This is a genomic window from Parathalassolituus penaei, assembly GCF_026626885.1.
In the GTDB taxonomy this organism is placed as follows: domain Bacteria; phylum Pseudomonadota; class Gammaproteobacteria; order Pseudomonadales; family Oceanobacteraceae; genus Oceanobacter; species Oceanobacter penaei.
In genome coordinates, this window is sequence record NZ_JAPNOA010000016.1 from 282,441 (window position 1) to 304,767 (window position 22,327).

Consider the following 22,327-nt stretch of genomic DNA (forward strand, 5'->3'; position numbering starts at 1 on the left):
ATGAATAACAACATGAAGGGGAATTTTATGCCGTTCACCCTGAAACGTTTGCCTGTGGCGATGGCCCTGGCAACGCTGGCGACGACTTCTTATGGTCTGGATTTTAATCTTGGCGAACTGGAAGCCCGTCTCGATAACACCATCAGTTATGGTGTGTCGTGGCGAACTGAAAAACCGGGTTCCTGGCAGATTATGCCGGGTAACGGTGAGGCGACTGGCAACAGCGCCAGCGGCTCCTCGTTTAACTATGACGATGGCACCCTCAATTACAAAAAGGGTGACATTTACACCAACGTGGTGAAGTGGACTTCTGACCTTGAGCTGACCTACGGCAACAAGGGTGGTTTCTTCCGTGCCCGTGCCTGGTATGACACGGCCATCATGGATGAGGAAACTGACTTCAAACCGCTGAACCAGCAGGCCCGTGATGCGGCGGGTAAAGGTATTGAGCTGCTGGATGCCTACGTCTGGAGCGACTTCGACATTGGTGATTCGCCGGCGTCGTTGCGAGTAGGGCGCCAGGTAATCAGCTGGGGTGAAAGTACCTTTATCCAGGGTGGTATCAACAGTGTGAACCCGGTGGATGCTTCGGCATTCCGCAAGCCGGGGGCCGAGTTAAAAGAAGGCCTGTTGCCAGTCAACATGGTGTTTGCGTCGGTGGGCCTGAATGAAGCGGTAAGTGTGGAAGGTTTTTACCAGCTGAAGTGGGAAAAAACCCGTACCGACCCCTGTGGTACCTTCTTCTCCAGTGCTGATTTTATTGCCGACGGTTGTGGCCCGGTGATTCTGGCCGGTAGTGAAAGTGAACTGACCTACCTCGAAATGCGTGATCAGGAAATCCGGCAGGGCACGCCGCTGAGTGCGCGCGTGGCACCGGTAACCGAGCGTCTGCCGGACTCCACACCAAAAGATTCCGGTCAGTATGGTCTGGCCATGAACTGGTATGCCGAAAGTCTGGGTGATACCGAGTTTGGTCTGTATTACATGAACATCCACAGCCGTCTGCCGTATATCAACGGTGTGGTGACCAACTATGCCGGTGGTACTACCCGTCTGAACGAAAACGGTCGTTACGACAACAACTACCCGCTGTACCAGATTGAATATCCGGAAGACATCAAGATTGCCGGTATCAGTTTTGCCCGTGCGACCGAGAGTGGTGCGTCGGTATCCGGTGAAGTGAGTTACCGTCCGGACATGCCGCTGCAGTGGAACGCTTTTGAACTGCTGCTGGGCGGTAACGCTGCTCCTTACAGTCGTTTGTACCAGCAGCGTCTGGCCGAAGCCGGTGGTAATGCCGCTGATCTCTATGGCAACCTCGCCAAAGGTTACGACGAGTTTGACATGTGGCAGGCGCAGACCACCTACATTGTGTTCTTCGACCGGATTCTGGGCTCAGATCGTTTGTCGCTGGTGTCCGAGGTGGGCGTGAGTTACATCCCGGGACTGCCTGACACCGACAAGGCCCGTTACGGCCGTTCCGGCGCGTACGGTATTGGTAACAACGACGGTGTGTGGGGCCTCAACGACACGACCATGGCCACCGACTTCTGTTCCGCCGCTGTTAATCCTCTGACTGGTGGTGTCAACTCTGGCCAGAACGCCAATACCTCCAACTGTACTGACGATGGTTATGTCACCAAGTGGTCAGGTGGTATCCGCGTACGGGCGGCGCTGGATTACAACAATGCGTTTGCGGGCCTCAACGTCACTCCGGTGTTGTCGCTCGGTTATGACAAAGGCAATGGTCCTGAGCCAGGCGCCCAGTTTATTGATGATCGTGTAAGCACCGGCATTGGTGTGAACTTCCTGTATCTCAACCAGACCTCTGTGGAAGTGGCGTACAGCAACTTCAGCGGTGGCAAGTACAACCAGATGAAAGATCGCGACAACATCAGTTTGTCGGCGAAATACTCTTTCTGATCCGGGCTTAAATGCGCGAGGGCAACGTAATGATAAAAACAAGACTGACGATGCTGGCTTCGGCTCTGGTGATGTGTGTGGGGCTGCAATCAGCAGCTCTGGCGGCCGTGCCGGAAGCGGAAGCAGCACGTTTGGGTAAAGACCTGACGCCCATGGGCGCGGAAATGGCTGCCAGTGGTGATATTCCTGCCTGGACCGGTGGTGTGACCAAAGGTCCGGCCGGGCATGTGGCCGGAGAGCGTCCAACCAACCCGTTTGCCGATGACAAACCTCTGTTTGTGATCGACCGTTCCAACTACAAGCAATACAGCAGTCGCCTGTCACCCGGCCAGATTGCCATGTTCGAGAAGTACGCGGACTACCATATGCCGGTTTATCCAACCCGGCGTTCGGCGGCGTATCCGGACAAGATCTACAAGGCAACCGCAGAAAACGCCCGTAAAACCGAGCTGGTGGACGGCGGCAACGGCCTCAAAAACTACCTCGAAGGTACTCCGTTCCCGCTGCCATCATCGGGGCTGGAAGTGGTCTGGAACCATATCGTTCGTTATCGCGGTGGCAGTGTGCAGCGGGTAATTGGTCAGGTGACGCCGCAGGCTAACGGTGATTACACCCTCGTGCGTTTCCAGGAGGAGTTCACCTTCCGTACCCAGCTGACGGATTACGATCCTGCCAAGGATGCCAACGTATTGTTCTACTTCACCCAGGATGTGCTGTCGCCAGCGCGTCTGGCTGGTAACCTGCTGCTGGTGCACGAAACCATCGACCAGGTAAAAGAGCCGCGCAAGGCGTGGATCTATAACGCTGGTCAGCGTCGTGTGCGGCGTGCTCCGGAAGTGGCTTATGACGGTCCGGGGACGGCATCGGATGGTATGCGTACCTCGGATAACTTCGACATGTACAACGGCAGCCCCGATCGTTATGAGTGGAAGCTGATCGGCAAACAGGAAATGTACATTCCGTACAACTCCTACGAGCTGAAGAGCAGCGCCCACAAATACGATGAAATCGTAAAAGCTGGCCACATCAATCAGGATCTCGCCCGTTACGAACTGCACCGGGTCTGGAAAGTCGAAGCCACCCTCAAGGATGGTATGCGTCATGTGTATGCCAAGCGGGTGTTCTACTTTGACGAAGATACCTGGCAAGCCAGTGTGATTGATCACTACGATGGCCGTAATGCCCTCTGGCGGGTGGCGGAAGCTCATGCCCTGATGTACTACGATGCCACCGTGCCATGGTATGCCGTGGAAGTGTTGTATGACCTGACCTCAGGTCGTTACCTGGCACTGGGTCTTGATAACGAAGAACAGGGCACCTACCAGTTCGGCTTCCAGCGTAGCCAGAACGATTACACTCCGGCCGCCTTGCGACGCTCCGGTAAACGTTAAACCCGGCGGTTTTCCGCTGTCAGAAACACAAAAGGCCGGATCATCCGGCCTTTTGTGTTTCTGGCTTGTGTCATAGTTTGACCACGACCGAGCCCAGCATCTGGGTGGTGGCATCACGGTTGATGTATTCGGCGCGCAGCTGCACGGCTGGATCAATCATAAAACCGAAACCAACCCCCATCAGAACACCATCGTCATCCCCCACATCCAGACCCACACGGCCAATCACCGACAGGCGAGGGTCAACCTCGCGCACGGCGCGTTGGCCCACCAGGGCCACCCATGGGCCAGCGACGTTGTCATGGTATTCGTCAAAACGGTCGGTGCGGTTAAAACCGACTTCCACGCTGGTATCAATGGCATTCCAGCCACTGTCGAATTCGTAACCCACAAACATGTTCACGCCATTGGCATCTTCACTATGGCCATGGCGAAAGGGTGAGTCGATCTGGTTGTAGGATAAACCGCCGCCAACTTGCAGATGGTCAATGGCATTTTCGGCATGTACCAGCGTGGCACCGCTGATCAGCAGTGGTAACAAGGCAATAACGGACTTTTTCATAACATGTTCCTTCAAGTGAGTCGGGCGACTGATCAGGCCCGGCTCACTCGAAAGAGCGCCGTCAGCCTGGTAAATAGAGTGGCTCACTGATCAGGGCCGCCTGTTGCTCGCGTAAGGTCAGAATGTGCTCTGACCAGAAACGGTGGCTTTCAAACCATGGGAAAGCCGCCGGAAATGCCGGGTCTTCCCAACGCTGGCACAACCATGCTGCGTGTTTCATGACCCGTACCGTTCGGAGTACCTCGATGCCGGAAAGTTCCTGGCGCGGGAAGGGCCGGAACATCTCATAACCTTCACGGATGGCGTCCAGCTGCGCCAGTTGCTCATCGCGCTGGCCGCTCAGCAGCATCCAGATATCCTGCATCGCCGGGCCTTGCATACAGTCGTCAAAGTCGACCAGATACAGCTGTTCATCGCGCAGCAGCAGGTTGCCGGAGTGCATATCGCCATGCAGACGCAGGGTGCGGAACTGGTCCGGGCTGTAGCGATCTTTTACCAGTGCCGACAGGTCACGATGCAGGCTCTGATACACCTCGCGATAGTCATTCGGCATCAGGCCGGACGACAGTACCGCTTCAGCCGCCTGATCGAGATCGGCGACACCCCGGAATTTTGGCCGGTGTTTGAAGGCTTTGGCGCTGCCGGTCTGGTGTAAACGGCCTAGCCAGCGTCCGATCAGTTCCAGATCGTCAAAACTGGCCAGCTCTGGTGCATGACCACCGCGACGCGGGAACAGGGCAAACCAGAACGGGTCGGCAAAAAACAGGGTTTCACCCTCAAATTGCAGTGGCGCGACTACTGGCACGTCGTTGGCGGCCAGCTCCAGCAAAAACGCATGTTCCTCACGAATCGACTCGGCTGACCAGCGGCCCGGGCGATAGAACTTGGCGATAATTGGCTGCTCGTCTTCAATGCCAACCTGGTACACACGGTTTTCATAACTGTTCAGCGGAAAGATGCGTGCATCACAGAAAAACCCGAGGGCCTCGATGGCGTCCATCACGCGTTCGGGGGTCAGGGTTGAATAGGGGTGAGTATTGGTCATGGCAGGTTCCGCAGTCAGATCATGGCGGAATTATGCCTGAACTTATGGCGCTGTGTGGGATTGTGGTGCGGGAGTGCGGGCCAGAGTCCAGACGCCGACCATCGCCGCTCCCTGTTGTTTCAGCAGCTGTGCCGCCCAGTTGGCGGTGGCACCGCTGGTGACCACATCTTCGATCAGTAACAGCCGTAACCCCGCCAATGGCTGCTGACCACCTTGCATACTGGTGCGGATTTGCCGGTGACGTTCATTGACCCGCAAATGCCGTTGTTCCAGATGACGCACCCGCAACAGGGTGTGGTCGAGCAAGGGAATATCCGAATAGCGGCTGATCTGGCCGGCCAGCATGGCGGCCGGGTTATAACCGCGCCACAACAGGCGTTGCCAGTGCGACGGGATGTAAACCAGCGCATCAACCATATCCAGCGGCGGTACAGGGCCGCTCCACATCAGCTGCGCCAGCCGCACCATCCACTCTGGCTGGCGTTTGTCCTTGCCGAGTCGAATCCATTGATCAATCGGGCTGCTGAAGCTGAAACGGCTGATGCAATAGTCGTACGCCGGTGGCTTTTGCTGGCAACGCAGACAGCGTTTGCCCCGGAACTGGCGTGGCAAACTTTCGCCACACTGGCAACAAGGGTTGTGCACCACCGGCAGTTGTAACCAGCAGTGCTGACACAGAAAGTGGCAAGGACTATTGGTCGTGAGTGATTCCATGCAAATTTCACAGCGGCACTCGCGTTTGAGCAAATCGCCGACGTTGGTTCGTAACGCCTGTATGAATGGTCGCCATGTTTTGCCGGACATTCCGGGTGGCCTCCTGCCGGGAGTGATCAAGGAATAACCGGTCAATCATGGCAGTGGTCTGGTTGTTTTGTGAACAGGCTGGTAGCGTGAAATGTGACGTCCTTTGCCAACAAAACGGAGGTGTCTATGAATATCGGTTCAACGTTTGGCTCCAGTATGAACAATCTCTGGTCCCAGGCGACTCAGCAAATTGCCGATGCTGGGCAACGATTAGCGGGGGTCAATCGTGAACCCGCAGCGGTAATGACAGAACGTGCAGTGGAAAATACCGGGGAAACGGCAGAAGCCGCTGTTGACCTGAACGAGGGAAAGCAGCTGGCGGCGGCAGCAGGCAAACTGATGGAAGCGGAGAAAAAGACTCTGGGTGTCCTCCTCGATACCAGCGCCTGAACGATCCTTCTGAACTGGTGATGGCGGCGCTGAGTGCGGATATGTCCGACTCCTGTCGCCAACAACTGTTAATAAGAGCCCGGGATCTGTCGGCCGCCATTGATGATGCACGCGGACGCAGGGATGCCATGCTGGAACCACTCACTTCTGCAGCCGGTACGGCACCGGGCGGCCTTGAGGAACAGCAATCGGTTGCGGAAAGTGCGGCGCTAACGTTGGCGAGATTGCGAATGTCGAATCAGGTGATTCTGACTCTGGCATTGCGGGCTCCGGTAACGGATGCCAGCCATCTGTTGGGGCAGTTATTCGATCAGCAGGTATAAACGAACATGCGTTAGAAATAACGGGAAATCAGACATCTGGTTTCCCGTTTTTTTATGGGCGCAATTTGCCTTGTTGCAGAGTGCGGATGACCTCGGTCAGCGATCACGAATCGGTATCGAGGTCAGTTTTGTGGGCCTGGTTGACGGTGTTCTGTTGTCGCTGTGCGGTTCCGGAATGTTGGATTGGTAAACCTCGTCGATGCAGAGCGGGTAACGTGCTTGACAATACTTTGATGCGAACGTATGTTTCAAACGGTTGTTTAAATTAAGCGCCCGGCAGACAGATGCCGTCGGATACAAAAACAAACAACAAGAAACCGCTAAACTGAAAACAAGAACCGGTGGATGCCTGTCCAACCGGAAAACGGAACAGCGTTGAGGTGTGTTATGCCAGACTACAAAGCTCCCCTGCGTGAGATCAGATTCGTAATGGACGAACTGCTGGAGATGCCTGCGCATTACGCTCGCATCCCGGCTTATGCCGAGGTGGCTACTCCGGAAATGATCGACGCCATCATTGCCGAAGGTGCCCGCTTTTGTGAGCAGGAGCTGGCTCCCCTCAATCGTGTGGGGGATACCGAAGGCTGTGTGCGTAACGAAGACGGTTCGGTGACGACCCCGACCGGTTTCAAACAGGCCTACCAGAAATTTGTAGAAGGTGGCTGGCCATCGCTGGCACACGAAGAACGCTTTGGTGGTCAGGGTCTGCCGGAATCGCTCGGTATCGTGATTTCCGAAATGATCGGTTCTTCCAACTGGTCATGGGGGATGTACCCGGGCCTGTCTCACGGCGCCATGAACACCATCGAGCAGCACGGCACAGAAGAGCAGAAAGAGCTGTACCTGAGCAAGCTGGTGAGTGGTGAGTGGACCGGCACCATGTGCCTGACCGAACCACACTGTGGTTCCGACCTCGGTATTCTGAAAACCCGGGCTGAACCGGCTGCCGACGGTTCTTACCGTATTACTGGCACCAAGATTTTTATTTCCGCGGGTGAACACGATATGGCCGACAACATCGTCCATATCGTACTGGCGCGCCTACCGGGCGCACCGGAAGGCACCAAGGGGATTTCCCTGTTTATTGTTCCGAAAGTCCTGCCAACGGCTGATGGCGGCCTGGGCGACGTCAATGCCGTCAGCTGTGGTTCGCTGGAACACAAGATGGGCATCCATGGCAACGCCACCTGCGTGATGAACTTTGATGGCGCTACCGGCTGGCTGATCGGGCCTGAAAACAAGGGCCTGAACTGCATGTTCACCTTTATGAACACCGCCCGTATCGGCACGGCCCTGCAAGGTTCTTCGGCGATGGAAGCCTCGTTCCAGGGCGCACTGACCTACGCCCGTGAGCGTCTGGCCATGCGTTCCCTGACTGGCCCGAAAGCGCCGGAAAAAGCCGCCGACCCGATTATTGTGCATCCGGACGTGCGTCGTATGCTGCTGACCCAGAAGGCTCTGAACGAAGCCAGCCGTGCTTTGGTTTACTTCGCCTCTCAGCAAAACGATTTGGTTAAAAAGTCCGAGTCAGAAGAAGAGCGCAAGGCTGCCGACGAACTGCTCGGCTTCCTGACACCAATTGCCAAGGCATTCCTGACTGAAGCCGGTTGTGAAGTGACCAACCTGGGTATGCAGGTGTTTGGTGGCCACGGCTTTATTGCCGAGTGGGGCATGGAACAGCTGGTGCGTGACACTCGTATTGCCACTATATATGAAGGTACAACCGGGATTCAGGCACTCGACCTGCTGGGCCGTAAGGTGTTGATGACCCAGGGCCAGAGCCTGAAGTCGTTCACCAAAATGGTTCACAAGTTCTGCAAGGCCGAAGAAGCCAACGCCGAGCTGGCCGCGTTCGTGAAGCCGCTGGCTGAGCTGAACAAGGAGTGGGGCGACGTCACCATGAAAATCGGCATGGCGGCCATGAAAGACCGTGATGAAGTGGGAGCGGCGTCGGTCGATTACCTGATGTACTCCGGTTATATCACCCTCGGTTATTTCTGGGCTCGTATGGCAAAAGTTGCACAGGACAAGCTGGCGGCCGGAACAACCGAAGAAGCGTTCTACAAGGCCAAGCTGGCAACCGCCAACTTCTATTTCAGCCGTATTCTGCCGCGTACCCGCGCCCATGCTGCTTCAATGCTGGCCGGTGCCAGCAGTCTGATGAGCCTGGAAGACGAACACTTCGCTTTCCTCTGATTGCTCGCATAACAACTGAACCACAGACACATTACCCGCTTCGGCGGGTTTTGTGTTTTGGAGAGGGCGGGCTATCGGCTCGAAATTGCGGGCACAAAAAAGGGCAGCCAGAGCTGCCCTTGTTGTTATTCGCCAATCACCATCGGGGCGGTTGGCATCTACAGATCTGAACCTTCATGCAGATTGGGCGGTTAACGTCGCCGGACGGCGGGTGCGGTCGACCCGTCTTTCGTGAATCTTGCGAATCTTGCGGTTGGCCTTGTCGAAGGCATCACGCAACGCTACGTACATATTCTCGTGGTCAGAGTTGTCATGGTGGTCGTGCGTAATGGCAACAACTTCACCGGGCAATCCTATTTCCAGGGAGACGTGGGCAATTCGGCCTTTGTAACTGTGGTTGTGCGGCAAGGCGACCACGGCACGGATGCCCGTAATGTCGTCATAGGTGGAGGTGAGTTTGGCGGCTTTTTCACGAATCTGATGCTCGATTGCGTCAGAATGTTCGATGTCACGGAAACTGATTGCCAGACCTTTCATAAACGCTCCTTGGATTCGATACGCTTTCAGGTAATACCGCGCTGGACAGAGGGATTCGAAAAATTCCGCCCGTCGCAGTGTGCGATACGACATTGCTGTCGCTCTGCGTTGCGTAACGCTCACATGGTTTGAAAAACTCATGTGAATGCAGTGATTGGAAGCTGGCCACTCAATCCCGGAGCCCCGTCCTGGGGTTCCGCCACTGCGAAGCACTACGCCTCGCGGGACTGCAAAAAACAGGTGAAACACCCGTCTGTCGTTCATCGGCTGAAGCGGATTTTCCGCCTTCAGCAACTTTCCATTTCTGGGAAGCTCACCTTCAGACTACATGAACTGACGACATGTTCAACATCATTTTGTAATGTTTTTGTGTTTTTGGCGCATCGTGGAACCTGCCTCACTACCGCGTTTGGATTCAACAGTCTGTTGCCTGTGATCCGTTTCGTTGGGTCGAACCCGCGTCCGTGCTAGTCTCCGGAGTATGTCCCGCAGGTAGACGATATGCAGGTATACGACGTAAAAGTGGTCTTTTTTGATCTGGATGATTCCCTGATCAACAAGGATGCCAACAGTCTCTGGATCAAATGGCGTTTCCGCCACGAGCGCTGGGCGCTGGTCGAGGGTATGGTGGCGCTGGCGTCGCTGTACCGTTCCTACAAGAAAGGGCGGGTCAGCTATGGTCGTTTGTCCCGTTACTACCGCACCCGGGCGCTGGGTATGAATCTGGACGAATACCGCCAGCGGGTTGCCCAGTTCTTCCACGAGCGCGGTCATTTGCATATCTATCCACAGGCTGCTTCGCTGCTGTTTGCCTATCGCCGTATGGGAGTGACCCTGGTGCTGATCACCGGTGCTGACGAGGAAGTCGCACAGGCGTTCGGTCGGGCGCTGGATATTCCCCACGTCATCAGCAACCGTCTGGCGGTTGAACAGGGCAAGATCACCGGTCTGCAACGACCACTCTGTTATGGTTCTGGCAAGGTTGGACTGGCGCGTGCATTCCTGCGTGAGCAGGGGCTGAAATTCAGCGATGCGGCGTTTTACACCGACAGCCATGCGGATCTGCCACTGCTCGAAAAAGTCGCTCAACCCGTGGTACTGAACCCCAACAATCGACTGCGGGCAACCGCGGCCGAGCGTGGCTGGCCATGCCTCGACTGGCGTATGCTGACGCCACTCGGTTAAGCCCGTAGTCCCGGTTTTCCTCGCTTCTGTGCTCGGCGGCCATTTGCTTGCCGGGTGATTCTCATCTGGTATAGTTCGGGAAACAGAAGATTAAAATGACAACGGAGTCTGTGGTGTTTTTTCCGCTCAACCGCCCCCTGCAACAGGGCCAGCTGCTGGCTCGTCGATGGTGTTAAACGCTCACTCAGCCTGATGGCTGGCTGCTCTTTTTTCGCGTTTAATCACTTTCAGGTGTTCTATGACTCCGCAAGAATTTGCTGCTCTGGCAAGCCAGGGCTACAACCGTATTCCTGTGTCGCGCCAGGTTCTGGCCGATATCGATACTCCTCTCAGTACGTTTCTGAAACTGGCATCCGCGCCTTACAGCTACCTGTTCGAATCCGTTCAGGGCGGCGAGAAGTGGGGCCGTTATTCCATGATTGGCCTGCCAAGCCGCCGTGTTTACAAGATCAGTGGTCTGGTGGTGACAACCGAACTGGATGGCCAATGTGTGGCTCGCGAAGAAGTTGCTGATCCGCTGGCGTGGGTGGATACCCTGCAGAAAAGCTTCCGTGTGCCTGAAATGCCGGGCTTGCCAGGGTTTCAGGGGGGGCTGGTTGGTTATTTCGGTTACGACACCGTGCGGTATATCGAGCCGCGTCTGGCCGCCAGCTGCCCACCGGATGCGCTGGGCACTCCCGATATCCTGCTGATGCAGTCAGAAGAAGTGGTGGTGTTTGATAACCTCAGCGGTCGTTTGCATCTGATTGTGATGGCGGACCCAAGCGAAGCGGATGCGCTGATCAAGGCCGAAGCCCGACTGGAAACATTGCGTGAGCAGTTGCGTGCGCCGTATCAGGGCGATATTGGCAAGCCGCTGGTCAATCCCCGTGAGGTTGCCGAAACCGATTTTCGTTCATTGTTTGGTGCTGATGAATTCCGCAATGCGGTCAGTCAGGTGAAGGAATATGTACTCGCCGGTGACATTATGCAGTGTGTGTTATCGCAGCGTATGCAGATTCCATTCAGCGGTGACCCGGTCAATATCTATCGTGCCCTGCGCACCCTGAATCCGTCGCCTTACATGTATTGCCTGAATCTGGGTGATTTCCATGTGGTGGGTTCTTCTCCGGAAATTCTGGCGCGTCTGGAAGATGGTGAAGTGACGGTGCGCCCCATTGCCGGTACCCGCAAGCGTGGCCGTAATGCCGACGAGGATCGCGCGCTTGAACAGGAGCTGCTGGCCGACCCGAAAGAAATCGCCGAACACCTGATGCTGATCGACCTTGGCCGTAACGATGTGGGCCGGGTTGCTCGTACCGGTGAGGTTCGGGTGACGGAACAGATGGTGGTTGAGCGTTACAGCCATGTGATGCACATCGTTTCCAACGTCACCGGCAAGGTCAAAGAGGGCATCTCGGCCATCGACGTATTACGCGCCGTGCATCCGGCTGGCACCCTCAGTGGTGCTCCGAAAATCCGCGCCATGGAAATTATCGACGAGCTGGAATCCACCAAACGTGGTGTTTACGGCGGAGCTGTGGGTTACCTGAGCTGGAACGGCAATATGGATACCGCAATTGCGATCCGGACGGCGGTAATCAAGGACGGTGTTCTGAACATTCAGGCGGGGGCTGGCATCGTGGCGGATTCGGTACCTGAAATGGAGTGGCAGGAAACCCTGAACAAGGGCCGCGCCATGTTCCGTGCTGTTGCGCTGGCGGAAGCCGGGCTGGATCAGTAATCACCGAATACGTAACCGGTGGCCAGGCTGCCGGTCGAGGAGTTTTCCATGCTGGTTATGATTGATAACTACGATTCCTTTACCTACAACATCGTCCAGTATTTTGCCGAACTGGGTGCTGATGTGCGGGTATTTCGCAACGACAGTATCACCATTGAGGAAATCGAGGCCATGCAGCCTGATCATCTGGTGGTAGGCCCCGGTCCTTGCACTCCGAATGAAGCGGGTATTTCCATGGCAGCCATTCGCCATTTTGCTGGCAAGGTGCCGGTGCTGGGTATTTGCCTTGGCCATCAGGCCATTGGTGCGGTATTTGGCGGCGATGTGATTCGTGCCGGACAGGTCATGCACGGCAAGCTGTCGGCAATTCATCACAACAACAGTGGTGTGTTTGCTGGCCTCGGTAATCCTTACCGTGCTACCCGATACCACTCGCTGGTAATTTCCAAACAGAGTCTGCCGGAGTGCCTTGAGGTAACGGCCTGGACTGAAAATAACGACGGCAGCATGGAAGAAATCATGGGTGTTCGTCACAAGACCCTGGCGGTCGAAGGTGTGCAGTTCCATCCGGAGTCTATCCTGACAGAACACGGACACGATCTGCTGGCCAATTTCCTCAAAACCCGCCTGAACTGACAGGAGTATCCCATGGATATGCGAAGCGCCCTTTCCCGGGTGGTGGAACGACAGAATCTGACGACCGAAGAAATGGCTGACGTGATGCGTCTGGTCATGACCGGCCAGTGTGAAGAGGCCCAGATTGGTGCCTTCCTGGTGGCCCTGCGTATGAAGGGTGAAACCATCGATGAAATCGTGGGTGCCGTACAGGTCATGCGTGAGCTGGCGTCCGGTGTCAACGTGCATCCGTTGCATGCCGTGGACATTGTTGGCACCGGTGGTGATGGCGCCAATATGTTCAACGTGTCGACTGCCTCGTCGTTTGTGGTAGCGGCGGCCGGTGGCAAGGTGGCCAAACACGGTAACCGTGGAGTGTCGTCCAAGTCCGGCGCGGCAGACCTGCTGGAAGTGGCTGGCGTCAAACTGAATCTGAACTCGGTTCAGGTTGCACGTTGCATCGAAGAGCTGGGTGTGGGCTTTATGTTTGCGCCGCAACACCACAGCGCCATGAAACACGCAATTGGTGCTCGCAAGGCGCTGGGTCTGCGTACGATTTTCAACATTCTTGGCCCGATGACCAATCCGGCCGGTGTACCCAACCAGCTGATTGGTGTGTACAGCAAGGACCTCGTGCGTCCCATTGCCGAGGCACTGCAGCGTCTGAACGCTGGCCATGTGATGGTAGTGCATTCCGAAGATGGTCTGGACGAAATCAGCCTGGCCACTCCAACCTGGGCCTGTGAACTGTACATGGGTGAACTGCGTGAGCGTGTCATTCGTCCGGAAGAACTGGAAATTGAACCGCGTTCACTGGATGGTCTGATCGTCAGCAGCGCTGAAGAAAGTCTGGCGCTGATTCAGGATGCCCTCGGCAAACGCAAGACCGAAGCCGGTCAGAAAGCTGCGGATATGATCGCCCTGAACGCCGGTGCCGCGATTTATGTTGCCGGTCTGGCCATGAACCTGAAAGATGGTGTCAGCATGGCGCAGGATGCTATCTATTCCGGTCTGGCGCTGGAAAAAATGAAAGAGCTGGTGAGTTTTACAACCTATCTGGTTGAAGACGCCGCCAAGTGACAGTGCCCCGCGTCGGTCGCGGGCCAACACAAAAGAGTTAATACGTGAATACCAATACTCCGGACGTTCTCAAGAAAATCATGGCCACCAAGGCAATCGAAGTTGCCCAGCGCAGCCAGCAGCTGCCATTGGCGGAACTGCGTGCCCGTGCCCGTGATCGTGACCATTCCGAACTGCGTGGTTTCCATCGCGCCATGGCCGCCCGTATCGCTCGTGGTGAGCCTGCCGTGATTGCCGAAGTCAAAAAGGCATCGCCGTCCAAAGGCGTGCTGCGTGAACACTTTCTGCCGGGTGTTATTGCCGAGTCTTACGAAAAGGGTGGTGCTACCTGTTTGTCGGTGCTGACGGACCGTGACTACTTCCAGGGTCATGAAGACTACCTGATCGAAGCCCGTGGTGCCTGTTCGCTGCCGGTGATTCGCAAGGACTTCCTGGCCGATCCTTACCAGATTTACGAAGCCCGCACCCTCAACGCTGACTGTGTGCTGCTGATTGTATCGGCGCTGTCGGACATGCAGCTGCAAGACCTCGAAGGCATCGCCCACGAGCTGGGTATGGATGTGCTGGTGGAAGTTCACGATGGTGAAGAACTGCAATCGGCACTGAAGATGAAAACCCCGCTGGTTGGCATCAATAACCGCAACCTGCGTACCTTTGATGTGACACTGGAAACCACCTACGGTCTGCTGTCACAGGTGCCAGCGGATCGTCTGCTGGTAACCGAAAGTGGCATTCTGACTCGTGACGATGTGCAGGCCATGCGTGCTCACAATGTTCACGGTTTCCTGGTGGGCGAGGCGTTTATGCGTGCGCCGGAACCGGGTGAAGAGCTGCAAAAGCTGTTTTTCTGATCGGTATTGCGATCAGACAGGGATAGCGGCCAGTTCTGACACTGGTCGCCTGACCCGCCGCTGTGGTGGTCAGGCAATAAAAAAACCGCGCGGTGCGAACCGGGCGGTTTTTTTATGGATACGTTTTGGCGGGTGGCGGTATTACTGGAATGTACGACGAGCGCCAAACACCACCATGGTTTTGCCTTTTACCGAAACCAGTCCGCTGTCTTCCAGATCTTTCAGAACACGACCCACCATCTCACGGGAACAGCCCACAATACGGCCGATCTCCTGACGGGTGATCTTGATCTGCATACCATCCGGATGGGTCATGGCATCGGGCTCACGGCTCAGTTCCAGCAGGGTGCGCGCCACACGACCGGTTACATCCATAAACACCAGGTCACCGGCTTTACGGGTGGTATGGGTCAGGCGGTTGGCCATCTGGCGGAACAGGCGGAACATCAGGGTCGGGTTAACCTTGACCAGTTCCTCGAATTTGGCGTAGCTGATTTCAGCCACTTCACATTCGGTTTTGGATTTGACCCAGGCGGTACGGGGTTTCTGTTCTTCATCGAACAGGCCCATTTCGCCGAAAAAATCACCGGGATTCAGGTAAGCCATGATCATGTCGCGACCGTCTTCATCTTCGATGATGACACTCACGGAACCCTTGATCAGGTAATAGAGCGTGTTGCTCTCTTCTCCGGCGTAAATCAGGGTACTACGCGCCGGGTAACGACGGCGGTGGCAATGAGACAAAAAATCCTCAATGTAGGGATCTTTCTGCGGCAATCTGACCAGGCTCATAAAGTGGGCTTCCAATCCAAAACTTTCTTGATTCGTGCGCGCGGCACCTGACAGGGAACAATATCGCATATTGAGGGTGACCTGTTAGCGCTTTTCGGTCCACACTCGAACCCGTTCACACTCCACAGTTATACCGGGTCACGGAGTATGGTACCCTTTGCGTTTTACCTTTTGCTGACGGAGCCAAAATGAAAGCGACGATCAAGTGGGTGGACGGTGCCATGTTCCTTGGGGAATCCGGTAGTGGTCACTCGGTTGTGATGGATGGTCCGGCGGACCACGGTGGACGCAACATGGGCGTGCGTCCGATGGAAATGCTGCTGCTGGGACTGGGTGGTTGCACCAGTTTCGACGTGATGAGCATTCTGACCAAACAACGTCAGCCAGTCACCAACTGTGTTGCTGAACTGGAAGCGGAACGCGCAGATGCCGTACCGGCCGTGTTCACCAGTATTCACGTTCACTTCAAGGTGACCGGCAAAGGACTGAAAGAAAGTTCGGTAGAACGTGCGGTCAAATTGTCTGCTGAAAAATACTGCTCGGCTTCCATCATGCTGGAGCAGGGTGGCGTCAAGATCACCCACAGTTTTGAAGTTATCGAGACTGAATAACCTGCTGCGTGCCCGGCACGACGTTACTTGCACATCCCGGTCTGGAAACAGGCCGGTGTGATTCGAGGAATGAACGATTGAATAACAAGTTGCGCCTTCACGGCTTCAACAACCTGACCAAGTCCCTGAGTTTTAACATCTACGACATCTGTTACACCCGTACAGAAAAAGAACGTCAGGAATACATCGAATATATCGACGAGCTGTATAACGCTGATCGCCTGACCCAGATTCTCAGTGATGTGGTTGATATCATCGGTGCCAATATCCTGAACGTTGCCCGTCAGGACTATGATCCGCAAGGCGCCAGTGTCACCATCCTGATTGCTGAGCATGAAGTGACGCCAACCGAGGAGTTGAGCCAGGAGAAGCCGGGTCCGCTGCGCGATACCGTGGTTGCTCACCTCGACAAGAGCCATGTGACGGTTCACACCTATCCGGAAAGTCACCCTCATGGTGGCATCAGTACCTTCCGTGCGGATATCGACGTGTCGACCTGTGGTCTGATTTCACCGCTGAAGGCGCTGAATTATCTGATCCATGCGCTGGAATCCGACATTGTGACCATGGACTATCGCGTGCGTGGTTTTACTCGTGACGTGGATGGTGTGAAGCACTATATCGATCACAAGATCAATTCGATCCAGAACTACCTGACCGAAGATACCCGCAACGCCTATCAGATGATTGACGTGAACGTGTATCAGGAAAATACGTTCCACACCAAGATGATTCTCAAGGACTTTGACCTCGACAATTATCTGTTCGGTGAGGCCATGACCGACCTGACGACGGCCGAGCGTAAGGAAATCGAGGCCAAGGTGCGCAAGGAAATGCTGGAGATTTTTTACTCCCGCAACATGCCTTGAACCTGCCCTGATGATCAGCGGCTGCTTACAGCAGCCAGCTGATTCCCACCTGCCAGCTGGTGATACTGTCGGCGGCCTGCATGGCGCCGGTTTCGCTGTTACTGGCACCAAAGCGATTCAGACGTCCCATCGTACTCAGATACCAGTTGCCACTGAAATGTTGACGCACGTACAGACAACTATCAAAACCGGCAGCACGGTTGATGGTGACCTCGCCATCTGAGCCAATGGCGGTGCTGTGTGACGCACTGACCAGATTAAAGCGCAGGCCGTACAAGCGACCCTGATCGTTCTCCGGACGGTCGATCTGCACGCGCAGACGCACGACCGGTTCGCCGGAATCGCCACTCATACGATAAAAGCCGATATCGCTGCCCAGCATCAGGTTGGCGCTGTCCCAGTTCCAGTCGCGAATGCCACTTTCAATTCCCTGGGTGCGGCCGCTGCGGCCGGTGTTGTTCAGGTAAACCTGGGTCGGGTCGATTGAGTCGATCTGCCAGGCCACGGAGTTCTGGCGAATATGTTGCAGCAGGCGCACATGTACCAGCGTTTGGCCTTGTCCGCTGGTGCCTGGCTGGTACTGCCATTCCATTTCATGGCGATTGATAATTTCGTCCATGGCGTCACGGTTGCCATGCCAGGTGTGGTTATCCAGCCCGATGGAGTAGGGAATCAGGTTAACCGGGTCCAGTGGCCGTACACTTTGTGAGGCGCTCATGATCAGGTTGTGATGTTCACCGAGGCGCTGGTACAGGGTGACGGAAGGCAACCACCAGGTCGCAGAGGCAATACGCTCACTGGCGACGTTGGGCGCTTCGTACTGGTTGATGTCATATGACTCCAGCCGCACCCCGGTGTGCAGGCGAGCATCTGCAGTCAGCTGCCAATTGTCTTCGGCAAACGCCTGATAGTGATTCTCGCGGGTGCGAATCGCCATGGACCCGGAGTCGGCCTGCTGGCTGACGGTTTCGCGCAGGCGCTGATAACGATAGTTGGCGCCAAACGCCCAGCGGTGTTCATCCTGTAACTCTTCCAGCATAAGCCCCAGCTGGTAACGCTGGATGGCCTGATGGAAATAGCCGTTGTCCCAGATCTGATCACGTTCATGAGTCGCCAGCTCGGTATTTAGCGTCAGACGTTGCTGGTCGATATTGACGGTCATCTGGTTGGACCAGCTTTGCAGGTTCATCCACAACTCGTTGGCACGCGCACCGGCATCCAGCGCTTCCAGTTGCAGGTCCGGGCTCAGGAAACTGTCCTTACGCGACTGTTCGCTGCGCCAGTCGTGTATGGCGCTGCTCAGACGGATATTAGGGGTCGGGGCTGTGTGCCAGTCGAGATCGGCATTTTTGTGGCTTTGGCGGCTATTGCGTTCATCCTGACGGGTGGCGGCCTGCTCACTGAAACCGGCTTGCCAGTCATGGCGGGAGTGGGTGTCGATACTGAGACCGTGGCCGGCATCGGCATCACCGCCGTGTATGCTGAAATGGCTGCTGCCTTCCTGTTCGGAAATAATCAGGTTGATGGTGGCGGCACCGCCGCCCCATTCCTGACGGGCGTTGCCTTCGCGATCCACTTCAATGGCGCGTACGCGACTGGCGCTGATGCGTTGTAACCAGGCTCGGCTCTGACCATCCGGTGCCGGGATCGGGCTGCCATTAACCAGAATCTGCAAATAACTGGAGCTGAGGCCACCAAGACCGATCTGCTCGGTTCCGGTGGCGGTCAGCATCTGGAAAAAGCCGGGAATCGCCAGCAGCAGGTCGGCCGCGGTGCTGGCGCTGGAAGATGGATCAAGTGTATGGCTGTCGTAACGCTGGGGTGCTGCCTGTAACGGCACTGCCAGCAGCAACGCCAGACTGGTAGCCAGTGCAGAACGGCAAAACAGCGTCCTTGTCGACATAAACACTCCTGTCAGGCATCAGCCCGGATGGCTGGCGCGAATAACCTTGAAGCCGTAACCTTGATCAATCATTTCAACATCGGCGAAATGACGTTGGGCCCACTCTTCATACGGCAGATGACGGTTGGCAACCAGCCACAGGCTGCCATGCGACTTGAGGTGCCCGGCACATTCGCTCAGCAGCTGTTCGGCGAACCGATAGTCGGTTTCCTTGCCTGTATGGAACGGCGGGTTGCTGACGATGGTATCAAAACGGCCTTTGACTTCACTGAAGCCGTCACTGGCGATCAGTGTGGCATCCAGCCCCAGACGCGTACAGTTGAGTGCGGCACTGTGCAGGGCAAAGGCGTCAGTATCCACCATGGTCAGGTGCAGCTGATTGTTCTGGTGTTTCTGGCTGAGACCAATCACACCGGAACCACAGCCTATGTCGAGCAGGTTGCCTTTCAGGCGTGGCAAGTGTTGCAGCAGCAGGGCCGTGCCCTGATCAAGGCTACCGTGGCTGAATACCCCAGGCAGGGTCAGCAGTTTCAGGTGCTGATACTGGAAGGCCTTGGCCAGTTTGATCCAGTTGAAATCGTTGTTGCCGCTGGTCAGCGGAGTCAGTTCCCAGAGGCTGCAATGGCGCGCGCTGTCGAGGCGTTCGGCCGTGGTGAGATTTTTACAGGCCGTGCCAATACTCTTGCCACCGGCGTCGTTGGCACCAATCGCAAACACCGGAATACCGGCTTCACAGGCAAGACCAATCAGCGCCAGTGCCAGCACCTTGGATTTGGGCCACACCAGTACAATACGGCTGAAACCGGCGAGAGCGGCGGTATCGGGTACTGCAAAGCGGACTTTGTCATCATCCGGGCGGAACACCGCGCAGCGGGTCATCCAGTCCCAGGTATGGAAGGTCGCCTGACGGTCGCGCAGTTCCTGCAGAAAGGCTCCGGGTACACGTGGTTCGGCGCTCAGCACCAGAGTGTCAGCCGCCAGCAAATCCGGGTGGCGAAGAATCAGTTCGTAGGGAGCAGCGCTCATGCAGAAATTTCCTGGACTATATCGCGAACATCAAGGGCGGCTTGCTGGATATCAGCATCCAGTGGAATCAGGCCGTGGTCACGCAGTTGCTGGGCGTATTCAGGGCCGGGGCCGCTGATAAAAATCGGGCAACCGGTTTCAATGTTCAGGGTTTTTAATTGACGCAAACGGTCGGTATCAGGGTGCTGGGCGATTTGCAGCAGCAACGCTGGCCATTTGCGTTGGCTCTGTACCAGCTCCTGAAGTTGCTCGATACCGAGCAAGCCATGCAGCAGGGTAATACCGGTATCCATACGACTGAGCATGACACCGAGTAACAGCAGGCTGGTGGATGAGTCCTGACTGAGGTTTTGCATCAGCACACGCGGGCGTTCATTACCAATTTGCTGTTCCAGCAAACGTGCGCCCAGACGGGCTTCAATAAATGCCGAATAAAACGCCAGGCGGGCTTCGCCCAGTTCGCGACCACGACCGTCACGCATCTGGTAATACAGCGGAATAAACAGAAAGCGCAGCGACATTTCCAGCGGGAAGTAACGGCCGGTTTCTTCGTACAGGTTGGCCAGTGCCGTGTCGTCGAATTCCTGTACGGCCTTGTATAACTGCTCACGATATTGCTGCCAGCGCGAAGGTGCGACAGCCGACGGCGCAGGTGTTTCTTCCTGCGGTACGTCACCATTGAGCATGGCTTGTGCCTGAGAAATCGGAATGCCGCGATTGAGCAGCGCAACGACCCGGCGAATCAGGTCGATATCCTGTTCGGTATAGAGTCGATGGCCCTTGGCGGTGCGTTTGGGCTCGATCAGGCCGTAGCGGCGTTCCCAGGCTCGCAGGGTAATGGCGTTGATACCTGTTTCGGCTGAGACGACACGAATCGGGTAATACGCCGCGTGGGAGTCGGAACCGGTTCCCGTCATGGTACTGAATCCTGGAAAGATGGAGTTGGCGTTACCGGCTGGGTAACTGTACAAAACTGTACAGATTCTATTCTCTGAACGATACAAAGTAAAAAAGCACCGCCATAACAGCTCTTGACCCTTCTGGCATGGCTGATTAACGTGCCTCTATTCGCATCCGGAGAGTCATCATGTTTGTTGATACCAATGATCGTCAGGGGCCCATCAGTCTCGATCTTCTCAAAAAGGCAGTGGATGCCTCCAATGACGGCATTGTGATTGCCGAGCAGGAAGGAGAAGACAATATCCTGATTTATGTGAATCGTGCGTTTGAGCAGCTGACCGGTTACAGCGCCGATGAAATCCTCTATCAGGATTGCCGTTTCCTGCAGGCTGGCGATCGTGATCAGGACGCGCTGGAGCAGGTGCGTCTGGCGATTGCCGGTCAGGTGCCTGGACGAGTGGTGCTGCGTAATTATCGCAAGGACGGCAGCCTGTTCTGGAATGAGCTGAGTATTTCGCCGGTCACCTGTGCGGATGACGGGCTGACCTATTACATTGGTGTCCAGAAGGATGTTACCGAGCTGGTACGGATGCAGGAGCGCCTGGCTGCCCTGGAAGCGGAGCTGGCTGAGCTGAAAAAGCTGCTGTAACGGAGAAGAAAAGAACGGAATGCAGAAAAGGAGCCTGAGCAGGCTCCTTTTCAAAAGGGAGCATTCGCCGAAAGCGATTATTCGCCTTTGTTGTAAGCAGCTGCCGCTTCAACGATCAGCTTGCGAGCAGCTTCGGCATTGCCCCAGTCACGGACTTTAACCCATTTGCCAGCTTCCAGATCCTTGTAGTTTTCAAAGAAGTGAGCAATTTGCTTACGCAGCAGTTCTGGAACGTCTTCAATGTCCTGAACGTCATCGTAGATCTTGGTCAGTTTGGTGTGAGGAACAGCCAGCAGTTTGACGTCTTCACCACCTTCATCTTCCATGTTCAGAACACCCACGGCACGGCAGCGGATCACAGAACCTGGAGCAACCGGGTATGGAGTAACTACCAGAACGTCCATTGGGTCGCCGTCGCCAGCCACAGTGTTGTTGATGTAACCGTAGTTGGCTGGGTAGAACATTGGGGTTGCCATGAAACGATCCACCATCAGGCAGTCCATGTCCTTGTCAATTTCGTACTTGATCGGAGCGTGGTTTGCCGGGATCTCGATCACTACGTAGATATCGTTTGGCAGATCTTTGCCTGCAGAAATTGCGGTGAAGCTCATTGCTGTTTCCCTGGGTTGGTTAGTAATTTTCGGACGATTATAACGATATGCCTATTGTTCTGTCAGTTATGCCTCAGTATAAAGCGGGTAACTTTTGACGTCAGGGACTCTCGTATAAACCCTGCACTGCTCTGCGCAAGTACTGCAGCGCGCGTGGACCATGCGAATAATGCAGTGAAATGTCGAGTTCTTACCGGTTCACCAACGACATCTCGGGGGGTTTTAGTATGTCCCAGGCTTGCAGCCCTGTTCCTGATACAGGTAAACGTACCGGATGCCTATAACACTAATGAACAAGCTGGCGACCAGGATGTTGCTATTAATAGCATTGCCCGCAACCA

22 protein-coding genes are annotated in these 22,327 nt (G+C 55.6%); 13 read left to right on the forward strand and 9 right to left on the reverse strand.

From position 1 onward, the window contains the following. Together OUO13_RS04465 and OUO13_RS04470 are read left to right on the forward strand one after the other, a co-directional pair. Nucleotides 1–1,923, forward strand: a complete 1,923-nt coding sequence (locus OUO13_RS04465) for a DUF1302 domain-containing protein (RefSeq protein WP_283172651.1) — start codon at nt 1–3, stop codon at nt 1,921–1,923. A gap of 50 nt (nt 1,924–1,973) precedes the next feature. Beyond that, nucleotides 1,974–3,314: a DUF1329 domain-containing protein gene (locus OUO13_RS04470; RefSeq protein WP_283172652.1), complete on the forward strand. Its 1,341-nt coding sequence runs from the start codon at nt 1,974–1,976 to the stop codon at nt 3,312–3,314. Nucleotides 3,315–3,384: 70 nt separating this feature from the next. Here OUO13_RS04470 and OUO13_RS04475 read toward each other — a convergent pair whose 3' ends face one another. The 3 genes from OUO13_RS04475 to OUO13_RS04485 all read right to left on the reverse strand — a co-directional run bounded on the left by OUO13_RS04475 (nt 3,385) and on the right by OUO13_RS04485 (nt 5,635). Beyond that, nucleotides 3,385–3,876 carry an outer membrane beta-barrel protein gene (locus OUO13_RS04475; protein WP_283172653.1) on the reverse strand — a complete coding sequence of 164 codons (492 nt, stop codon included), beginning with the start codon at nt 3,874–3,876 and terminating at the stop codon, nt 3,385–3,387. Between the two features lie 61 nt (nt 3,877–3,937). Beyond that, nucleotides 3,938–4,921, reverse strand: a complete 984-nt coding sequence (locus OUO13_RS04480) for a serine/threonine protein kinase (RefSeq protein ID WP_283172654.1) — start codon at nt 4,919–4,921, stop codon at nt 3,938–3,940. 42 nt (nt 4,922–4,963) lie between these two features. After that, the gene (locus OUO13_RS04485; protein WP_283172655.1) at nt 4,964–5,635 is read right to left on the reverse strand and encodes a ComF family protein; all 672 of its coding nucleotides are present in this window, start codon (nt 5,633–5,635) and stop codon (nt 4,964–4,966) included. A 216-nt stretch (nt 5,636–5,851) separates the two neighbouring features. Between OUO13_RS04485 and OUO13_RS04490 the strand changes: the two genes are divergently transcribed. The 3 genes from OUO13_RS04490 (at nt 5,852) to OUO13_RS04500 (ending at nt 8,634) form a co-directional block, all read left to right on the forward strand. Next, the gene (locus tag OUO13_RS04490) at nt 5,852–6,115 is read left to right on the forward strand and encodes a hypothetical protein (protein ID WP_283172656.1); all 264 of its coding nucleotides are present in this window, start codon (nt 5,852–5,854) and stop codon (nt 6,113–6,115) included. A 41-nt stretch (nt 6,116–6,156) separates the two neighbouring features. After that, nucleotides 6,157–6,438, forward strand: coding sequence for a hypothetical protein (locus OUO13_RS04495; protein ID WP_283172657.1), 282 nt, complete (start codon nt 6,157–6,159; stop codon nt 6,436–6,438). 387 nt (nt 6,439–6,825) lie between these two features. Then, nucleotides 6,826–8,634: an acyl-CoA dehydrogenase C-terminal domain-containing protein gene (locus OUO13_RS04500; protein WP_283172658.1), complete on the forward strand. Its 1,809-nt coding sequence runs from the start codon at nt 6,826–6,828 to the stop codon at nt 8,632–8,634. A 174-nt stretch (nt 8,635–8,808) separates the two neighbouring features. Here the strand turns inward: OUO13_RS04500 and OUO13_RS04505 are convergent, their stop codons facing one another. Then, nucleotides 8,809–9,171 carry an HPF/RaiA family ribosome-associated protein gene (locus OUO13_RS04505; protein WP_283172659.1) on the reverse strand — a complete coding sequence of 121 codons (363 nt, stop codon included), beginning with the start codon at nt 9,169–9,171 and terminating at the stop codon, nt 8,809–8,811. A 501-nt stretch (nt 9,172–9,672) separates the two neighbouring features. Between OUO13_RS04505 and OUO13_RS04510 the strand changes: the two genes are divergently transcribed. The 5 genes from OUO13_RS04510 (at nt 9,673) to trpC (ending at nt 14,625) form a co-directional block, all read left to right on the forward strand. Then, nucleotides 9,673–10,356: an HAD family hydrolase gene (locus tag OUO13_RS04510; RefSeq protein WP_283172660.1), complete on the forward strand. Its 684-nt coding sequence runs from the start codon at nt 9,673–9,675 to the stop codon at nt 10,354–10,356. A 238-nt stretch (nt 10,357–10,594) separates the two neighbouring features. Then, entirely contained in the window at nt 10,595–12,079 is a 1,485-nt protein-coding gene (gene trpE / locus OUO13_RS04515; RefSeq protein WP_283172661.1) for an anthranilate synthase component I, read from the forward strand. Between the two features lie 48 nt (nt 12,080–12,127). Continuing rightward, nucleotides 12,128–12,715: an anthranilate synthase component II gene (locus OUO13_RS04520; protein WP_283172662.1), complete on the forward strand. Its 588-nt coding sequence runs from the start codon at nt 12,128–12,130 to the stop codon at nt 12,713–12,715. Between the two features lie 12 nt (nt 12,716–12,727). Further along, complete coding sequence (gene trpD, locus OUO13_RS04525; protein ID WP_283172663.1) at nt 12,728–13,774, forward strand: anthranilate phosphoribosyltransferase; 1,047 nt, start codon at nt 12,728–12,730, stop codon at nt 13,772–13,774. A gap of 44 nt (nt 13,775–13,818) precedes the next feature. Further along, nucleotides 13,819–14,625 carry an indole-3-glycerol phosphate synthase TrpC gene (trpC, locus tag OUO13_RS04530; protein WP_283172664.1) on the forward strand — a complete coding sequence of 269 codons (807 nt, stop codon included), beginning with the start codon at nt 13,819–13,821 and terminating at the stop codon, nt 14,623–14,625. A gap of 141 nt (nt 14,626–14,766) precedes the next feature. On the opposite strand, the gene crp is transcribed toward trpC, so the two are convergent. Then, on the reverse strand, nt 14,767–15,417 hold the full coding sequence (gene crp / locus OUO13_RS04535; protein WP_283172665.1) for a cAMP-activated global transcriptional regulator CRP: 651 nt from the start codon (nt 15,415–15,417) through the stop codon (nt 14,767–14,769). Nucleotides 15,418–15,605: 188 nt separating this feature from the next. On the opposite strand from crp, the gene OUO13_RS04540 reads away from it, so the two are divergent. Both OUO13_RS04540 and speD read left to right on the forward strand, forming a co-directional pair. After that, nucleotides 15,606–16,028 (forward strand): OsmC family protein, encoded by a 423-nt coding sequence (locus OUO13_RS04540; protein WP_283172666.1) that lies wholly within the window; start codon nt 15,606–15,608, stop codon nt 16,026–16,028. A 77-nt stretch (nt 16,029–16,105) separates the two neighbouring features. Beyond that, nucleotides 16,106–16,897, forward strand: a complete 792-nt coding sequence (gene speD, locus OUO13_RS04545; protein ID WP_283172667.1) for an adenosylmethionine decarboxylase — start codon at nt 16,106–16,108, stop codon at nt 16,895–16,897. 25 nt (nt 16,898–16,922) lie between these two features. Here speD and OUO13_RS04550 read toward each other — a convergent pair whose 3' ends face one another. Genes OUO13_RS04550 through OUO13_RS04560 form a run of 3 tightly spaced genes read right to left on the reverse strand, consistent with a single transcriptional unit; the run spans nt 16,923 to nt 20,743 of the window. Next, nucleotides 16,923–18,800 (reverse strand): TonB-dependent receptor plug domain-containing protein, encoded by a 1,878-nt coding sequence (locus OUO13_RS04550; RefSeq protein WP_283172668.1) that lies wholly within the window; start codon nt 18,798–18,800, stop codon nt 16,923–16,925. Nucleotides 18,801–18,818: 18 nt separating this feature from the next. After that, nucleotides 18,819–19,826, reverse strand: coding sequence for a class I SAM-dependent methyltransferase (locus OUO13_RS04555; RefSeq protein ID WP_283172669.1), 1,008 nt, complete (start codon nt 19,824–19,826; stop codon nt 18,819–18,821). Beyond that, nucleotides 19,823–20,743, reverse strand: coding sequence for a MerR family transcriptional regulator (locus OUO13_RS04560; RefSeq protein WP_283172670.1), 921 nt, complete (start codon nt 20,741–20,743; stop codon nt 19,823–19,825). The genes OUO13_RS04555 and OUO13_RS04560 overlap by 4 nt, the downstream gene beginning before the upstream one ends. Nucleotides 20,744–20,913: 170 nt before the next feature. Here OUO13_RS04560 and OUO13_RS04565 point away from each other — a divergent pair, with 170 nt between their 5' ends. Next, nucleotides 20,914–21,375 carry a PAS domain S-box protein gene (locus OUO13_RS04565; RefSeq protein WP_283172671.1) on the forward strand — a complete coding sequence of 154 codons (462 nt, stop codon included), beginning with the start codon at nt 20,914–20,916 and terminating at the stop codon, nt 21,373–21,375. A gap of 77 nt (nt 21,376–21,452) precedes the next feature. Here OUO13_RS04565 and ppa read toward each other — a convergent pair whose 3' ends face one another. Then, nucleotides 21,453–21,986 carry an inorganic diphosphatase gene (gene ppa / locus OUO13_RS04570; protein ID WP_283172672.1) on the reverse strand — a complete coding sequence of 178 codons (534 nt, stop codon included), beginning with the start codon at nt 21,984–21,986 and terminating at the stop codon, nt 21,453–21,455. Nucleotides 21,987–22,327 lie beyond the last annotated feature (341 nt).

What these genes read in the sequence shown, in the direction of transcription:
- OUO13_RS04485 (WP_283172655.1), bottom strand. Translation starts at nt 5,635, where the DNA reads ATGGAATCACTCACGACCAATAGTCCTTGCCACTTTCTGTGTCAGCAC.
- OUO13_RS04520 (WP_283172662.1), top strand. Translation starts at nt 12,128, where the DNA reads ATGCTGGTTATGATTGATAACTACGATTCCTTTACCTACAACATCGTC.
- OUO13_RS04550 (WP_283172668.1), bottom strand. Translation starts at nt 18,800, where the DNA reads ATGTCGACAAGGACGCTGTTTTGCCGTTCTGCACTGGCTACCAGTCTG.
- ppa (WP_283172672.1), bottom strand. Translation starts at nt 21,986, where the DNA reads ATGAGCTTCACCGCAATTTCTGCAGGCAAAGATCTGCCAAACGATATC.
- OUO13_RS04470 (WP_283172652.1), top strand. Translation starts at nt 1,974, where the DNA reads ATGCTGGCTTCGGCTCTGGTGATGTGTGTGGGGCTGCAATCAGCAGCT.
- OUO13_RS04565 (WP_283172671.1), top strand. Translation starts at nt 20,914, where the DNA reads ATGTTTGTTGATACCAATGATCGTCAGGGGCCCATCAGTCTCGATCTT.
- OUO13_RS04555 (WP_283172669.1), bottom strand. Translation starts at nt 19,826, where the DNA reads ATGAGCGCTGCTCCCTACGAACTGATTCTTCGCCACCCGGATTTGCTG.
- OUO13_RS04505 (WP_283172659.1), bottom strand. Translation starts at nt 9,171, where the DNA reads ATGAAAGGTCTGGCAATCAGTTTCCGTGACATCGAACATTCTGACGCA.
- trpD (WP_283172663.1), top strand. Translation starts at nt 12,728, where the DNA reads ATGGATATGCGAAGCGCCCTTTCCCGGGTGGTGGAACGACAGAATCTG.
- OUO13_RS04495 (WP_283172657.1), top strand. Translation starts at nt 6,157, where the DNA reads ATGTCCGACTCCTGTCGCCAACAACTGTTAATAAGAGCCCGGGATCTG.
- OUO13_RS04490 (WP_283172656.1), top strand. Translation starts at nt 5,852, where the DNA reads ATGAATATCGGTTCAACGTTTGGCTCCAGTATGAACAATCTCTGGTCC.
- OUO13_RS04475 (WP_283172653.1), bottom strand. Translation starts at nt 3,876, where the DNA reads ATGAAAAAGTCCGTTATTGCCTTGTTACCACTGCTGATCAGCGGTGCC.
- OUO13_RS04560 (WP_283172670.1), bottom strand. Translation starts at nt 20,743, where the DNA reads ATGACGGGAACCGGTTCCGACTCCCACGCGGCGTATTACCCGATTCGT.
- crp (WP_283172665.1), bottom strand. Translation starts at nt 15,417, where the DNA reads ATGAGCCTGGTCAGATTGCCGCAGAAAGATCCCTACATTGAGGATTTT.
- OUO13_RS04540 (WP_283172666.1), top strand. Translation starts at nt 15,606, where the DNA reads ATGAAAGCGACGATCAAGTGGGTGGACGGTGCCATGTTCCTTGGGGAA.
- OUO13_RS04510 (WP_283172660.1), top strand. Translation starts at nt 9,673, where the DNA reads ATGCAGGTATACGACGTAAAAGTGGTCTTTTTTGATCTGGATGATTCC.
- OUO13_RS04465 (WP_283172651.1), top strand. Translation starts at nt 1, where the DNA reads ATGAATAACAACATGAAGGGGAATTTTATGCCGTTCACCCTGAAACGT.
- trpE (WP_283172661.1), top strand. Translation starts at nt 10,595, where the DNA reads ATGACTCCGCAAGAATTTGCTGCTCTGGCAAGCCAGGGCTACAACCGT.
- OUO13_RS04500 (WP_283172658.1), top strand. Translation starts at nt 6,826, where the DNA reads ATGCCAGACTACAAAGCTCCCCTGCGTGAGATCAGATTCGTAATGGAC.
- OUO13_RS04480 (WP_283172654.1), bottom strand. Translation starts at nt 4,921, where the DNA reads ATGACCAATACTCACCCCTATTCAACCCTGACCCCCGAACGCGTGATG.